Genomic DNA, 13,314 nt, shown 5'->3' with positions numbered 1-13,314 from the left:
CCGAGCATGACTAGCGAGTTCTTCCGTTTTCCCCACACGCCGCACATCGCCTGGCTGGCATCGGGCACCCCGCGCGACGACAAAGTGCTGGCCCCCGATGAGGTCAAGGCCTTGCTGGATCACCCCGTGGTCGTCGAAGAAAAGCTCGACGGTGCCAACATGGGCATCTCCTTCAACGCCGAGGGTGTGCTGCATGTGCAGAACCGCGGCCAGTACCTCAACAAGCCTTATGGCGGCCAGTTCGCGCGCCTGGATGAATGGCTGGTGATCCGCGAGGACGCCTTGTTCGATGCGCTGGGTGACCAGCTCATCCTGTTCGGCGAATGGTGTGCCGCCCAGCACTCGCTGGACTACGAAACCCTGCCGGACTGGTACCTCGCCTTTGATGTGTACGACCGCGCCACCGGCCGCTTCTGGAGCACACGCCGCCGCCACGAGCTGGCGCAAAAGCTCCAGGTGCGCGAGGTGCCCCGCGTGAGCCAGGGCCTGACCACGCTGGCCACGCTGACCGAGTGGGTGCAGACCCACCGCAGCCACTACCGCGAAGGCTCACTGGAGGGCGTTGTCGTGCGCCATGAGGATGACGACTGGCTGATCAACCGCGGCAAGCTGGTCCGCCCGGACTTCGTGCAGAGCATCGAAGAACACTGGCGCAGCCGAGCCCTGCAGTGGAACCGCATCAGCTGGGAGCAGGGCGAGGTGGGCTGATCAGCCCTGCGCCAACCAGCGTTGCGCCAGCCTGACCCACAGCGTCGCCCCCAGAGGGATCAACTCGTCGTTGAAGTCATAGCTGGGGTTGTGCAGCATGCAGGGTCCCATGCCGTGCCCTGATTCACGGTGCGCACCGTCGCCATTGCCGATCACGAAGTAGGCGCCGGGGTGTGCCTGCAGGAAATAGCTGAAGTCTTCCGCGCCCATCGTGGGCTCGAACTCGCGAACCTTGTCTGCGCCGGCCACTTCGCACATCACCTGGCGCGCGAATTCGGTTTCAGCCGGGTGGTTGATGGTGGGCGGGTAGTTGCGGCTGAACTCGAAATCCGCCGTGGCGCCAAAGGCGGCGCACACGTGCTGCGTCATCTCGCGCATGCGGTTTTCGATCAAATCCAGCGTGTCGTTGGTGAAGGTGCGCACCGTGCCCTGCATGGTCACGGACTCGGGGATCACATTGGTCGCTTCACCCGCTTCGATCATGGTCACCGAGATGACGCCGGTTTCGATCGGGCGCATGTTGCGCGTCAGGATGGTCTGGAAGGACTGCACCAACTGGCAGGCAATCGGCACCGGGTCCACGCCCAAGTGGGGCATGGCGCCATGGCAGCCCTTGCCGCGGATGGTGATCAGGAACTCGTTGCTGGACGCAAAGCAGGGGCCGCTCTTGATTGCGAACTCGCCCACTGCCATACCCGGCCAGTTGTGCATGCCGAAGATGGCGTCCATCGGGAAGCGGGTGAACAGGCCGTCGCGGATCATCTCGCGCGCGCCACCACCGCCTTCTTCCGCCGGCTGGAACACCACGTACACGGTGCCGTCGAAGTTGCGCGAGGCCGCCAGGTGCTGGGCGGCGGCCATCAACATGGCGGTGTGGCCATCGTGGCCGCAGGCGTGCATGCGCCCCTGGTGCCGGCTGGCGTGCGCAAAGGTGTTGTGCTCGGTCATGGGCAGGGCGTCCATGTCGGCACGCAGCCCGATGGCGCGTTGGCCCGGGCGCCCCTTGATCACGCCGACCACGCCCGTCTTGCCCAGCCCCGTGTGCACCTCGATGCCCCAGTTGCGCAGCGTGTGCGCTATCAGGTCGGCGGTGCGCTCTTCCTCGAAGCACAGCTCCGGGTGGGCGTGGATGTCACGGCGAAACGCCCGCATGGCATCGGCCTGCTCCAGCAACTCCGGCAGGATGGTCGGGGGCAGTTCGGCACGCGTCACGGTCATGGTTCAGGGGACTTTTCGAACAAGTTTGAGATATTACCCGTCGAACCGTGGCCGGGCTATTTATAGTGTCCAGCCGTTACGACCAACGAGGAGATTCGCCATGAGCGACGTCAAGTTTTCCCAAGCACACACCCTGGGTCTGGAAAAGGCCCGTGAACTGGCCAAGCAATGGGCCGAAGACTCCGCCAAGAAGATGGGCCTGGAGTGCAAGCACACCGAAGGTGCCGACCAGGACACCATCACGTTCGAGCGCATGGGCGTCAACGGCCTGATGACCGTGACCGGCACCAGCTTCGACCTGGACGTCAAGCTGGGCATGATGATGAAGGCCTTCAAGCCGATGATCGAATCCGAGATCGCCAAGAACCTGGGTCGCATCATCGACAAGGCATCGGGCAAGGCCTGATCCTGCGGCGCTGCGCCATGAGAAACGGGCTGCATGGGCAGCCCGTTTTGCTTGGCCGGCCAGCATGCGCGGCCGTGCTGATGGATGCGCTTATTTCTTGAGCGACTCGACCAGGTCGATATAGCCCTGCTTGGCTTCGTCCTGGCTCTTGCCCTTCAGGGCGGCCCAGGCGTCGTACTTGGCGCGGCCCACGAAATCGGTGAAGCCGGGGCGGTCACCCGTGGCGTCGCCGACGCTGCCTTGCTTGAACAGCGAGTACATCTGCAGCAGGGTGTTGTTGTCGGGCTTGGCGGGCAGCAGCTTGGAGTCTGCCAGGGCCTTGTCGAAGCGGGCTTGAAGATCGGACATGCTTGTCTCCTGTCAAATTGGCGGTCACGGCGCGGGCCTGGGGCCTGCGGTGACGGGTTCATCGCGGGTGCATGTTACTGCCCGTTTGACGGGCTCAGAAGCCTGGCAGCCCCCTCAAGCCAGTGCCTGAGAAACCATGGGGTCATGGCGGATTCTCTAGAATCGTCGACCTCATGAGCGCAGTTTCCTTCCAGAACGTCACCAAAACATTCGAATCCGGCGGCCGCACCGTGCGTGCGCTGCAGGGCGTCAGCTTCGACATCCAGGAGGGCGAATTTTTCGGCCTGCTGGGCCCCAATGGCGCGGGCAAGACCACGCTGATCAGCATCCTGGCCGGCCTGAGCCGTGCGACATCGGGCAAGGTCACCGTGCAGGGCCATGATGTGGTCAGTGACTACGCCGCCGCCCGCCGCGCGCTGGGCGTGGTCCCGCAGGAACTGGTGTTCGACCCGTTTTTTTCGGTGCGCGAAACCCTGCGCATCCAGAGTGCCTACTTCGGCCTGCGCCGCAATGACGACTGGATCGACGAGCTGCTGGCCAACCTGGGCTTGAGCGACAAGGCCGATGCCAATATGCGCCAGCTGTCCGGCGGCATGAAACGCCGCGTGCTGGTGGCCCAAGCCCTGGTGCACCGCCCACCCGTGATCGTGCTGGACGAACCCACAGCCGGCGTGGACGTGGAGCTGCGCCAGACCCTTTGGCACTTCATCGCTCAGCTCAACAAACAGGGCCACGCCGTCTTGCTGACCACGCATTACCTGGAGGAGGCCGAGGCCCTGTGCGGTCGCATCGGCATGCTCAAGCAGGGGCAACTGGTCGCGCTGGATCGTACCTCCGCCTTGCTGGCGGGCACGGCCTCCACCATGCTGCGCTTCAAGACCGACCAAGCTTTGCCGCTGCAGCTCGCTGCGCAGGCCCGCATCACAGGCCGCATCGTGCAGCTGCCCGCGCACGACGCCACCGAGATCGAGCAGATCCTGGCGCAGCTGCGCGAGGCCCACTGCAAGGTCGAAGACCTGGAGATGGGGCGCGCCGATCTGGAGGACGTCTTCCTGGCCATCATGCAAAGCCATCAGGGCGAGCACGCCAAAGTGGGCCAAGTGAGCAAGGTGGAGGTGGCCGCATGAACTGGCTTGCCTCAGTGCAGGGCGCCCGCCCACTGTTCCTCAAGGAAGTGCTGCGCTTCTGGAAGGTGAGCTTCCAGACCATTGGCGCGCCGGTGCTGACCTCCGTGCTCTACCTGCTGATCTTTGGCCATGTGCTGGAAGACCACGTCCAGGTGTTCAAGGGCGTGGGCTACACGCGCTTCCTCATCCCCGGTCTGGTGATGATGAGCCTGCTGCAAAACGCCTTTGCCAACAGCTCGTCCTCGCTCATCCAGAGCAAGATCACCGGCAACCTGGTGTTCGTGCTGTTGACACCCTTGTCGCACCGCGCCTGGTTCCTGGCTTACGTGGGGGCGTCGCTCGTACGCGGCCTCGCAGTGGGCGCAGGGGTGTTCATCGTCACGGCCTGGTTCGCACCGCCCGGCTTGGTCGAACCCTGGTGGGCCCTGGTCTTTGCCCTGCTGGGCGGCTGCCTGCTGGGCGCGCTGGGCCTGATCGCCGGCCTGTGGGCCGACAAGTTCGACCAGATGGCGGCCTTCCAGAACTTCATCATCGTGCCCATGACTTTTTTGTCGGGCGTGTTCTATTCGGTGCACTCGCTGCCGGGCTTCTGGCAGGGGCTGTCCCACCTCAACCCCTTCTTCTACCTGATCGACGGCTTCCGGCGCGGTTTCTTTGGCGCCAGTGACGTCAGCCCCTGGCTGAGCCTGGGCGTGGTGGCGACCGCCACACTGGGTGTTTCGGCCCTGGCGCTGCGTTTGCTCAAGACCGGGTACAAAATCCGGTCCTGAACCTTTTTTCCTGATCTGTCGAGTCCAACATGGCCAACCCCACCCCTGCCGATATCCAGCAATACATTGCCGCCGGGCTGCCGTGCTCGCACCTGGAGGTCGAAGGCGACGGCCAGCACTTTTTCGCCACCATCGTGTCGGCCGAGTTCGAGGGCAAGAACCGGATTGGCCGCCACCAGCGTGTTTACCAGGCCCTCGGCGATAGAATGCGGGCTGAGATCCATGCGCTGTCCATGAAGACTTTGACGCCGGCCGAATGGGCCGAGCAGGCTCCCAAGGCCTGATTTCACAGTCTGAACCGGGCGGCACTCGCTCTGCCAGATCATCGAACCCTCTAATTCAGGCGCGACTCCGCTTCGGCGGCAGGCTCGCGCCCTTTGTGTTTCCCCATGGACAAACTCCTGATCCGCGGCGGTCGTCGCCTGCAAGGCGAAGTGACCATCTCTGGCGCCAAGAATGCCGCCCTGCCTGACCTGTGCGCGACGCTGCTGAGCGCCGAGCCCGTCACGCTGGCCAATGTGCCGCAACTGCAGGACGTGTCCACCACGCTCAAGCTGTTGGGCAACATGGGCGTCGTGGCCGAGCGCCATGCCGATGACGCCAGCTGCGTCACGCTGGACGCCGGCCGGGTCGACAAGCCCGAAGCGCCTTACGAGCTGGTCAAGACCATGCGCGCGTCCATCCTGGTGCTGGGCCCGCTGCTGGCGCGCTTTGGCCGCGCCCGCGTGTCGCTGCCCGGTGGTTGCGCCATCGGCTCTCGCCCGGTGGACCAGCACATCAAGGGCCTGCAGGCCATGGGTGCCCAGATCACGGTCGAGCACGGCTATATCGAAGCGCGCACGCCGCTGGGCGCCAACGGCCAGCCGACCCGTCTGAAGGGCGCCCGCATCACGACCGACATGGTCACCGTGACCGGCACCGAGAACCTGCTGATGGCCGCCACCCTGGCCGAGGGCGAAACCGTTCTCGAAAATGCCGCGCAAGAGCCCGAGATCGCCGATCTGGCCAACCTGCTGATCGCCATGGGCGCGAAGATCGAAGGGCAGGGCACGCACCGCATCCGCATCCAGGGCGTGGACAAGCTGCATGGCCTGAGCAGCGCCCAGGCACACCAGATCATCCCCGACCGCATCGAAACCGGCACCTTCCTTTGCGCCGTGGGCGCCACCGGTGGCGACGTCACCTTGCGCAAGGCCAATGCCGAGCACCTCGAGTCCGTCATCGAGAAGCTGCGTGAAGCCGGCGTCGGCATCGAAACCGGTCCCGACTGGATCCGGGTCAAGGCCGATGCTCGCCTGAAGGCCGTGGGCTTCCGCACCCGCGAGTACCCCGCCTTCCCGACCGACATGCAGGCCCAGTTCATGGCGCTCAACTGCGTGGCCGAAGGCACCGCCGTGATCCACGAGACGATTTTTGAAAACCGTTTCATGCACGTCAACGAGCTGATCCGCCTGGGTGCAAACATCTCGATCGATGGCCACAGCGCTGTTGTCGCCGGCGTGCCCAAGCTGTCTGGTGCCACCGTGATGGCCACTGACCTGCGCGCATCGGCCAGCCTGGTCATCGCGGGCCTGGTGGCCGAGGGTGAGACCCTGGTCGACCGCATCTACCACCTGGACCGTGGCTACGACCGCATGGAAGCGAAACTCCGCGGCATCGGTGCTGACATTGAACGCGTGAAATGACCCACCCCCTACGCGCTTCGCGCGCCCCCTCCAGGGGGCGACACCAGCAGCCCGGCGAAGCCGGTTCTGCGGTGTCCGCTTGGCAGGCTGAGTTCTGCGGGTGGCTTTGCGTCAAACGGGCATGACATCATCTACATCCATGATCACCCTCGCACTTTCCAAAGGCCGCATCTTCGAAGAAACCTTGCCGCTGCTGGCCGCTGCCGGCATCGAGGTGACCGAAGACCCTGAAAAGTCCCGCAAGCTCATCTTGCCCACCACTCGCCCTGATGTGCGTGTGGTGCTGGTGCGCGCCTCCGACGTGCCCACCTATGTGCAATACGGCGGTGCCGATATCGGCGTGGCCGGCAAGGACATCCTGATCGAGCACGCCGGCGTCAACGGTGACAACGACGGCCTGTACCAGCCGCTGGACCTCAACATCGCCAAGTGCCGCATGAGCGTGGCCGTGCGCGCCGACTTCGACTACGCCGCTGCCGTCAAGCAGGGCTCGCGCATCCGCGTGGCCACCAAGTACACCACCATTGCCCGCGATCACTTCGCCAACAAGGGCGTGCACGTGGACCTGATCAAGCTGTATGGCTCGATGGAGCTGGCCCCCTTGACCGGCCTGGCCGACGCCATCGTGGACCTGGTGTCCACCGGCAACACGCTCAAGGCCAACCACCTGGTCGAGGTCGAGCAGATCATGAACATCAGCTCGCGCCTGGTGGTCAACCAGGCCTCGCTCAAGCTCAACCGCGAACCCATCCGCGCCCTGATCCAGGCTTTCGAATCCGCCATCCCCAAGAAGTGAAGCGCCTGCCCGGGGCTATGACGCTGGTAGCCACAAGCCATCGCGTCAGCCCTGCGCAGCAGTCAGATTTCTGAGATCCTTTTGCTCATGACAGTCCAGATCCGCCACCTCGCCACCTCCCAGCCCGATTTCGATGCCGCCTTCCAGAAGGTGCTGCATTGGTCGGCCGAGACCGACACGGCCATCGAAGACCGCGTGGGCGCGATCCTGGCTGATGTGCGCCTGCGTGGTGACGCCGCCGTGCTCGAGTACACCGGCCGATTCGACCACCTGCAGGTGGACAGCATGGCCGCGCTGGAGCTGGGCCAGGCCGAGTTGAAGGCCGCGTTTGACAGCCTGCCTGCCGTGCAGCGTGAAGCCCTGCAAAGTGCCGCCAAGCGCGTGCGCAGCTACCACGAGCGCCAGAAGGAAGCCTGCGGCCTGAGCTGGCAATACCGCGATGAAGACGGCACCTTGCTGGGGCAGAAGGTCACGCCGCTGGACCGCGTGGGCATCTATGTGCCCGGTGGCAAGGCCGCCTACCCCTCGTCCGTGCTGATGAACGCCATCCCCGCCCATGTGGCTGGTGTGCAGGAAATCATCATGGTCGTGCCCACGCCCAAGGGTGAAAAGAACCCGCTGGTGCTGGCTGCCGCCTATGTGGCCGGCGTGTCCCGCGCTTTCACCATTGGTGGCGCGCAAGCCGTGGCCGCCCTGGCTTATGGCACTGCCACGGTCCCCAAGGTCGACAAGATCACCGGCCCGGGCAATGCCTACGTGGCCAGCGCCAAGAAGCACGTGTTCGGCACCGTGGGCATCGACATGATCGCCGGCCCCAGCGAGATCCTTGTACTGGCCGATGGCACGACCCCGCCCGACTGGGTCGCCATGGACCTGTTCAGCCAGGCCGAGCACGACGAGCTGGCGCAAAGCATCCTGCTGTGCCCGGACGCCGCCTACATCGCCAAGGTGCAAGCCGAGATCGACCGCCTGCTGCCCACCATGCCGCGCGCCGACATCATCCGCGCCTCGCTGGAAGGGCGGGGCGCCCTGATCCACACGCGCAGCATGGAAGAGGCCTGCGAGATCAGCAACCGCATCGCGCCCGAGCACCTGGAGGTGTCCTCGAACGACCCGCACAAGTGGGAGCCCCTGCTCAAGCACGCGGGCGCCATCTTCCTGGGTGCCTACACCAGCGAATCGCTGGGCGACTACTGCGCCGGCCCCAACCACGTGCTGCCCACTTCGGGCACGGCGCGTTTTTCGTCGCCGCTGGGCGTGTACGACTTCCAGAAGCGCTCCAGCCTGATCGAGGTGAGCGAAGCCGGCGCCCAGGTGCTGGGCAAGACCGCCGCGGTGCTGGCTTATGGCGAAGGCCTGCAGGCCCACGCCCAGGCTGCTGAATTCCGCCTGAAGAAATAAGCCATGAGCCTGCTCGACGTTTTTCGCCCTGATGTCCGCGCCATGCACGCCTACGTGGTGCAGGACGCCGCGGGCTACATCAAGCTCGACGCGATGGAAAACCCCTTCACCCTGCCGCCTGCCTTGCAGGGCGAGCTGGGTGAGCGCCTGGGCAAGGTGGCCCTGAACCGCTACCCGGGTGTGCGCGTGTATGACCTGCATGCGGCCCTGCGCGCCTACGCCCATGTGCCCGCCGACTACGGCCTGGTGCTGGGCAATGGCTCCGACGAGCTGATCTCGCTGCTGTCCGTGGCCTGCGCCCAACCGGGTGCCGTGGCGCTGGCGCCGCTGCCGGGCTTCGTGATGTACGAGGCCTTTGCCAAACAAAGCGGCATGCAATTCGTGGGCGTGCCGTTGACACCCGACTTCGAGCTGGATGGCCCCGCCATGCTGGCTGCCATCCGCGAACACAAGCCCGCGCTCACCTACATCGCCTACCCGAACAACCCCACGGCCAATTTGTGGGACGACGCCGTCATCGAGCAAATCGTGGCTGCGGTGGGCGCCAACGGCCAAGGTCTGGTCATCATCGACGAGGCCTACCAGCCCTTCGCCAGCAAGAGCTACTTGGATTGCCTGACGAAGCACCCGCATGTGCTGCTGATGCGCACCCTGTCCAAATTCGGCCTGGCCGGCGTCCGCCTGGGCTACATGATGGGCCGCAAGGACCTGATCGAGCAGGTCGAAAAGGTGCGCCCGCCCTACAACATCAGCGTGCTCAACGTCGAGGCGGCGCTGTTCGCGCTGGAGCATGCGGACGAGTTCGCCCGTCAGGCGGCAACCATCAAATCCGAGCGTGAACGCCTGCTGGCCGCCCTGGCCACCATGCCCGGCGCCAAGGCCTACCCCAGCCAGGCCAACATGATCCTGGTGCGCGTGAACGACGCCGCTGCGGCCTTCAACGCCCTTAAAGCTAGGGGCATCCTGATTAAAAATGTGGCGGGCCTGCACCGTTTGCTGGCAAACTGTATCCGCCTGACCGTGGGACAAGCCTCGGAAAATGACGCGCTCATCGCGGCATTGGCCGACATCCTGCGTGAACCCCTGATTTCCAACCCTGCATGAACGCTCCTGACATGGTGGCCCAAGCTGGCGCCGATCGCGTGGCCGAGGTCACCCGCAACACCGCCGAAACCCAGATCACCGTCCGCGTCAACCTGGACGGCACCGGTGCGGCCAAGCTGCACACCGGCATCGGTTTCTTCGACCACATGCTCGACCAGATCGCACGCCACGGCCTGATCGATCTGGACATCCACGCCGTGGGCGACCTGCACATCGACGGCCACCACACCGTGGAAGACGTCGGCATCACCCTGGGCCAGGCTTTCGCCAAGGCCGTGGGCGACAAGAAGGGCATCCGCCGTTATGGCCACGCCTATGTGCCGCTGGACGAGGCCCTGTCACGCGTCGTGATCGACTTCTCCGGTCGTCCTGGCCTGCACATCGACATCCCCTTCACGGCCGGCAGCATTGGCGGCTTTGACACCCAGTTGACCTACGAGTTCTTCCAGGGCTTCGTCAACCACGCGGGCGTCACCGTGCACATCGACAACCTGAAGGGCGTCAACGCGCACCATCAGTGTGAAACCGTGTTCAAGGCCTTTGCCCGTGCGCTGCGCGCCGCGCTGGAGCGCGACCCCCGCATGGCCGGCGTGATCCCCTCGACCAAGGGCTCGTTGTGAGCCCTGCCGTTTCGATCTCCCTGTGATGCTTTCCCTTTGACTCCATGAGCCAGACGACATCGACAGTGGCCGTGATTGATTACGGCATGGGCAACCTGCGCTCTGTTTCGCAGGCGGTTGAACACGCAGCCAAAGACCTGAACCTCAAGGTCGTGGTCACCAACGACCCCGAGGTGGTGAATGCCGCCGAGCGCGTCGTGCTGCCGGGGCAGGGCGCCATGCGCGACTGCATGCGCGAACTGCGCGAAGCCCACGGCGGCCATTTGCTGGGCGCCGTCTTGCATGCCGCCGCCAACATGCCCTTGATGGGCGTGTGCGTGGGCATGCAGATGCTGCTGGACCATTCCGAAGAGCAGGACACTCCCGGCCTGGGCCTCATGCCAGGCAAGGTGATCAAGTTCCGCCTGGACGGCATGACCCAGCCCGATGGCAGCCGCTACAAGGTGCCCCAGATGGGCTGGAATCGTGTCCACCAGTCCCGCCACGCGGGTGTCTGGGGTGGCCAGCCTCACCCCGTGTGGGCCGGCATACCCGACGACAGCTACTTTTACTTCGTTCACAGCTACCATGCGGTTGTGGACAATCCCCAACACAGCGCCGGCGAAACCGAATACGGTGTCCGCTTTACCTGCGCTGTAGCCCGGGATAACATTTTCGCTACCCAGTTCCACCCCGAGAAGAGTGCCGAGCACGGGCTGGCCCTGTACCGCAATTTCCTGCTCTGGAAGCCTTGAGTGCTGCCAGGGTTCCAACGATTTCTCCACCCACCCGCACCACAGCCATGCTGCTGATCCCTGCGATTGACCTGAAAGACGGCAAATGCGTTCGCCTCAAACAAGGCGATATGAATGACTCCACCACGTTTGGCGAGGACCCGGCCGCGATGGCCCGGCGCTGGCTGGACGCGGGCGCCCGTCGCCTGCACCTGGTGGACCTCAACGGTGCCTTTGCCGGCAAACCCGTCAATGAGGCGGCCATCAAGGCCATCATCAAAGAAGTGGGTGACGAGATCCCGGTGCAGTTGGGTGGCGGTATCCGCGACCTCGACACCATCGAGCGCTACCTGGACGACGGCCTGAGCTACGTCATCATCGGCACTGCTGCGGTCAAGAACCCGGGCTTCCTGAAAGACGCCTGCGTCGCCTTTGGCGGCCACATCATCGTGGGCCTGGACGCCAAGGACGGCAAGGTCGCCACCGACGGCTGGAGCAAGCTCTCCGGTCACGAGGTCGTTGACCTGGCCAAGAAGTTCGAAGACTACGGCGTGGAAGGCGTGATCTACACCGACATCGGCCGTGACGGCATGCTGTCGGGCATCAACATCGATGCCACGGTCAAGCTGGCCCAGGCCCTGACCGTGCCCGTGATCGCTTCCGGTGGCCTGTCCAACATCAAGAACATCGAAGAACTGTGCGCCGTCGAGTCCGAAGGCGTGGAAGGCGTGATCTGCGGTCGCGCCATCTACACGGGTGACCTGGACTTCGCCTTGGCACAAAAGCGTGCCGATGAACTCAATGGCGAAGGCTGATCGAGCAAAGGCCTTCCAGTGCTAGCCAAACGCATCATTCCCTGCCTGGACGTCACAGGCGGGCGCGTCGTCAAAGGCGTCAACTTCGTCGAGTTGCGTGACGCCGGTGACCCGGTCGAGATCGCCGCGCGCTACAACGAGCAAGGCGCCGACGAGCTCACCTTCCTGGACATCACGGCCACCAGCGATGGCCGCGACATGATCCTGCACATCATCGAAGCCGTGGCCTCGCAGGTCTTCATCCCGCTGACGGTGGGTGGGGGCGTGCGCACGGTGGACGACGTGCGCCGCCTGCTCAATGCCGGTGCCGACAAGGTCAGCTTCAACTCGGCCGCGCTGGCCAACCCGCCCGTGATCCGCGAGGCCTCCGACCGTTATGGCTCGCAGTGCATCGTGGTGGCCATCGATGCCAAGCGTCGCCAGGGTGACGACCTGGCCGCGCGTGGGCCGGGCTGGGATGTCTACAGCCACGGTGGCCGCAAGAACGTGGGCCTGGATGCCGTGGCCTGGGCCAGGCAAATGGCCGAACACGGCGCCGGTGAGATCCTGCTGACCAGCATGGACCGCGATGGCACCAAATCCGGCTTCGACCTGGAGCTGACCCGTGCCGTGAGCGATGCCGTGGGCGTGCCTGTGATCGCCTCTGGCGGCGTGGGCAACCTGGACCACCTGGCCGACGGCGTGCAGCAGGGCGGGGCGGATGCCGTGCTCGCGGCCAGCATCTTCCACTACGGCGAGTACACGGTGGCGCAGGCCAAGGCCGTGATGGCGCAACGCGGCATTCCCGTGCGCATCTGAGCCACCGCTCGCTTGTCCGAAAAGGCCGCTAATGCGGCCTTTCCTTTTTGTTGCCGTGACAAGCATCACACTCCCGGCCGCATGGGTTTGCGCATGCCCCTGTCTGCGTGTCGAGAACAGGCGTAATGTGTGGAGCGGGATATGCCTCGCCCTCCGTGCCAAGGCCATTGAACGGCCGGGCCGCCAGGGGGCGGGTTCAACTTCGAAAGGAGTGCCTCATGCCCTTGACTTCTCGTTTCAAGCCGCTGCCGCTGTCATCCATGACCACCGCGCCCGAATTGCCCAAGGTGCAGCGCATGGCCTTGCCCCACGATGCGGCCCTGAGCCTGCTGACCGATCTGCACCACAGCGCCTGCGTGGTGGCCCAGCCGCATGATGGCTTGGACCAGACCTTGCACCTGATGCTGCGCGCCGGGGTGCGCATGGTGTTCGTGGCTGGCGTGGACGGTGAGCTGGTCGGCATGGTGACCGCCGAAGACATCCAGGGTGAACGCCCTGTGGTGCGGGCTTCCAGCCACATGGTGTCTCGCCGTGAGTTGACCGTCGCCGACGTGATGGTGCCCGTGACCCAATGGGACACGGTCGACCTCTCTGCTGTGCGCACGGCCCGCCTGGGTGATATTGCCGAGACCATGCATGAGCACGGCTTGCGCTACCTGCTGGTGACCCAGGCCAAGCATGGCAAGACGGTGTTGCGCGGCCTGTTTTCGGCCAGCCGCCTGGAGATGGCGATGAACACGACCATTGAGCCTGATCTGCATTCGCGCAGCTTTGCCGAGCTGGAGATGGTGCTGGCGCACTGAGC

The 13,314-nt window shown here is 64.7% G+C and carries 16 protein-coding genes; 14 read left to right on the top strand and 2 right to left on the bottom strand.

Going from position 1 to position 13,314, the window contains the following annotated elements; translation table 11 throughout:
- Positions 1-6 precede the first annotated feature (6 nt).
- Positions 7-708 (top strand): RNA ligase family protein, encoded by a 702-nt coding sequence (locus JY96_RS04845; RefSeq protein WP_035035448.1) that lies wholly within the window; start codon positions 7-9, stop codon positions 706-708.
- On the opposite strand, the gene JY96_RS04840 is transcribed toward JY96_RS04845, so the two are convergent.
- Positions 709-1,860, bottom strand: coding sequence for a M20 aminoacylase family protein (locus JY96_RS04840; protein WP_369796187.1), 1,152 nt, complete (start codon positions 1,858-1,860; stop codon positions 709-711). It lies immediately after the preceding gene.
- Positions 1,861-2,026: 166 nt separating this feature from the next.
- Between JY96_RS04840 and JY96_RS23510 the strand changes: the two genes are divergently transcribed.
- Entirely contained in the window at positions 2,027-2,332 is a 306-nt protein-coding gene (locus tag JY96_RS23510) for a polyhydroxyalkanoic acid system family protein (RefSeq protein ID WP_035035442.1), read from the top strand.
- A 90-nt stretch (positions 2,333-2,422) separates the two neighbouring features.
- Here the strand turns inward: JY96_RS23510 and JY96_RS04830 are convergent, their stop codons facing one another.
- Positions 2,423-2,680 carry an acyl-CoA-binding protein gene (locus JY96_RS04830; RefSeq protein WP_035035437.1) on the bottom strand — a complete coding sequence of 86 codons (258 nt, stop codon included), beginning with the start codon at positions 2,678-2,680 and terminating at the stop codon, positions 2,423-2,425.
- A gap of 173 nt (positions 2,681-2,853) precedes the next feature.
- Between JY96_RS04830 and JY96_RS04825 the strand changes: the two genes are divergently transcribed.
- From JY96_RS04825 to JY96_RS04770, 12 genes are all read left to right on the top strand, one after another.
- Positions 2,854-3,807: an ABC transporter ATP-binding protein gene (locus JY96_RS04825; protein WP_052162141.1), complete on the top strand. Its 954-nt coding sequence runs from the start codon at positions 2,854-2,856 to the stop codon at positions 3,805-3,807.
- Positions 3,804-4,577, top strand: a complete 774-nt coding sequence (locus JY96_RS04820) for an ABC transporter permease (RefSeq protein WP_035035432.1) — start codon at positions 3,804-3,806, stop codon at positions 4,575-4,577. The genes JY96_RS04825 and JY96_RS04820 overlap by 4 nt, the downstream gene beginning before the upstream one ends.
- Positions 4,578-4,606: 29 nt before the next feature.
- The gene (locus JY96_RS04815) at positions 4,607-4,861 is read left to right on the top strand and encodes a BolA family protein (protein ID WP_035035429.1); all 255 of its coding nucleotides are present in this window, start codon (positions 4,607-4,609) and stop codon (positions 4,859-4,861) included.
- A gap of 105 nt (positions 4,862-4,966) precedes the next feature.
- Positions 4,967-6,262 (top strand): UDP-N-acetylglucosamine 1-carboxyvinyltransferase, encoded by a 1,296-nt coding sequence (gene murA / locus JY96_RS04810; protein ID WP_035035426.1) that lies wholly within the window; start codon positions 4,967-4,969, stop codon positions 6,260-6,262.
- Positions 6,263-6,401: 139 nt separating this feature from the next.
- The gene (gene hisG / locus JY96_RS04805) at positions 6,402-7,058 is read left to right on the top strand and encodes an ATP phosphoribosyltransferase (RefSeq protein WP_035035423.1); all 657 of its coding nucleotides are present in this window, start codon (positions 6,402-6,404) and stop codon (positions 7,056-7,058) included.
- A gap of 87 nt (positions 7,059-7,145) precedes the next feature.
- Positions 7,146-8,459 carry a histidinol dehydrogenase gene (gene hisD / locus JY96_RS04800; RefSeq protein ID WP_035035422.1) on the top strand — a complete coding sequence of 438 codons (1,314 nt, stop codon included), beginning with the start codon at positions 7,146-7,148 and terminating at the stop codon, positions 8,457-8,459.
- 3 nt (positions 8,460-8,462) lie between these two features.
- Positions 8,463-9,563 (top strand): histidinol-phosphate transaminase, encoded by a 1,101-nt coding sequence (hisC, locus tag JY96_RS04795; protein WP_035035420.1) that lies wholly within the window; start codon positions 8,463-8,465, stop codon positions 9,561-9,563.
- Positions 9,560-10,183: an imidazoleglycerol-phosphate dehydratase HisB gene (hisB, locus tag JY96_RS04790; RefSeq protein WP_035035418.1), complete on the top strand. Its 624-nt coding sequence runs from the start codon at positions 9,560-9,562 to the stop codon at positions 10,181-10,183. The genes hisC and hisB overlap by 4 nt, the downstream gene beginning before the upstream one ends.
- Positions 10,184-10,227: 44 nt before the next feature.
- A complete protein-coding gene (gene hisH / locus JY96_RS04785; protein WP_035035416.1) occupies positions 10,228-10,917 on the top strand; it encodes an imidazole glycerol phosphate synthase subunit HisH in 690 nt (229 codons plus the stop codon).
- A gap of 47 nt (positions 10,918-10,964) precedes the next feature.
- Entirely contained in the window at positions 10,965-11,711 is a 747-nt protein-coding gene (gene hisA, locus JY96_RS04780) for a 1-(5-phosphoribosyl)-5-[(5-phosphoribosylamino)methylideneamino]imidazole-4-carboxamide isomerase (RefSeq protein ID WP_035035414.1), read from the top strand.
- 18 nt (positions 11,712-11,729) lie between these two features.
- Positions 11,730-12,509, top strand: coding sequence for an imidazole glycerol phosphate synthase subunit HisF (gene hisF / locus JY96_RS04775; RefSeq protein WP_035035411.1), 780 nt, complete (start codon positions 11,730-11,732; stop codon positions 12,507-12,509).
- A 218-nt stretch (positions 12,510-12,727) separates the two neighbouring features.
- On the top strand, positions 12,728-13,312 hold the full coding sequence (locus tag JY96_RS04770) for a CBS domain-containing protein (protein WP_035035408.1): 585 nt from the start codon (positions 12,728-12,730) through the stop codon (positions 13,310-13,312).
- Positions 13,313-13,314: the final 2 nt, after the last annotated feature.

This window comes from Aquabacterium sp. NJ1 (assembly GCF_000768065.1).
Taxonomy (GTDB): Bacteria; Pseudomonadota; Gammaproteobacteria; order Burkholderiales; family Burkholderiaceae_C; genus Aquabacterium.
The sequence above is the reverse complement of the archived record's forward strand: the minus strand, read 5'-3'. Positions and strand labels throughout refer to the sequence as shown.

Coding starts and splice junctions, on each gene's coding strand:
- JY96_RS04845 (WP_035035448.1), top strand. CDS start 7: ATGACTAGCGAGTTCTTCCGTTTTCCCCACACGCCGCACATCGCCTGG.
- JY96_RS04840 (WP_369796187.1), bottom strand. CDS start 1,860: ATGCGGGCGTTTCGCCGTGACATCCACGCCCACCCGGAGCTGTGCTTC.
- JY96_RS23510 (WP_035035442.1), top strand. CDS start 2,027: ATGAGCGACGTCAAGTTTTCCCAAGCACACACCCTGGGTCTGGAAAAG.
- JY96_RS04830 (WP_035035437.1), bottom strand. CDS start 2,680: ATGTCCGATCTTCAAGCCCGCTTCGACAAGGCCCTGGCAGACTCCAAG.
- JY96_RS04825 (WP_052162141.1), top strand. CDS start 2,854: ATGAGCGCAGTTTCCTTCCAGAACGTCACCAAAACATTCGAATCCGGC.
- JY96_RS04820 (WP_035035432.1), top strand. CDS start 3,804: ATGAACTGGCTTGCCTCAGTGCAGGGCGCCCGCCCACTGTTCCTCAAG.
- JY96_RS04815 (WP_035035429.1), top strand. CDS start 4,607: ATGGCCAACCCCACCCCTGCCGATATCCAGCAATACATTGCCGCCGGG.
- murA (WP_035035426.1), top strand. CDS start 4,967: ATGGACAAACTCCTGATCCGCGGCGGTCGTCGCCTGCAAGGCGAAGTG.
- hisG (WP_035035423.1), top strand. CDS start 6,402: ATGATCACCCTCGCACTTTCCAAAGGCCGCATCTTCGAAGAAACCTTG.
- hisD (WP_035035422.1), top strand. CDS start 7,146: ATGACAGTCCAGATCCGCCACCTCGCCACCTCCCAGCCCGATTTCGAT.
- hisC (WP_035035420.1), top strand. CDS start 8,463: ATGAGCCTGCTCGACGTTTTTCGCCCTGATGTCCGCGCCATGCACGCC.
- hisB (WP_035035418.1), top strand. CDS start 9,560: ATGAACGCTCCTGACATGGTGGCCCAAGCTGGCGCCGATCGCGTGGCC.
- hisH (WP_035035416.1), top strand. CDS start 10,228: ATGAGCCAGACGACATCGACAGTGGCCGTGATTGATTACGGCATGGGC.
- hisA (WP_035035414.1), top strand. CDS start 10,965: ATGCTGCTGATCCCTGCGATTGACCTGAAAGACGGCAAATGCGTTCGC.
- JY96_RS04770 (WP_035035408.1), top strand. CDS start 12,728: ATGCCCTTGACTTCTCGTTTCAAGCCGCTGCCGCTGTCATCCATGACC.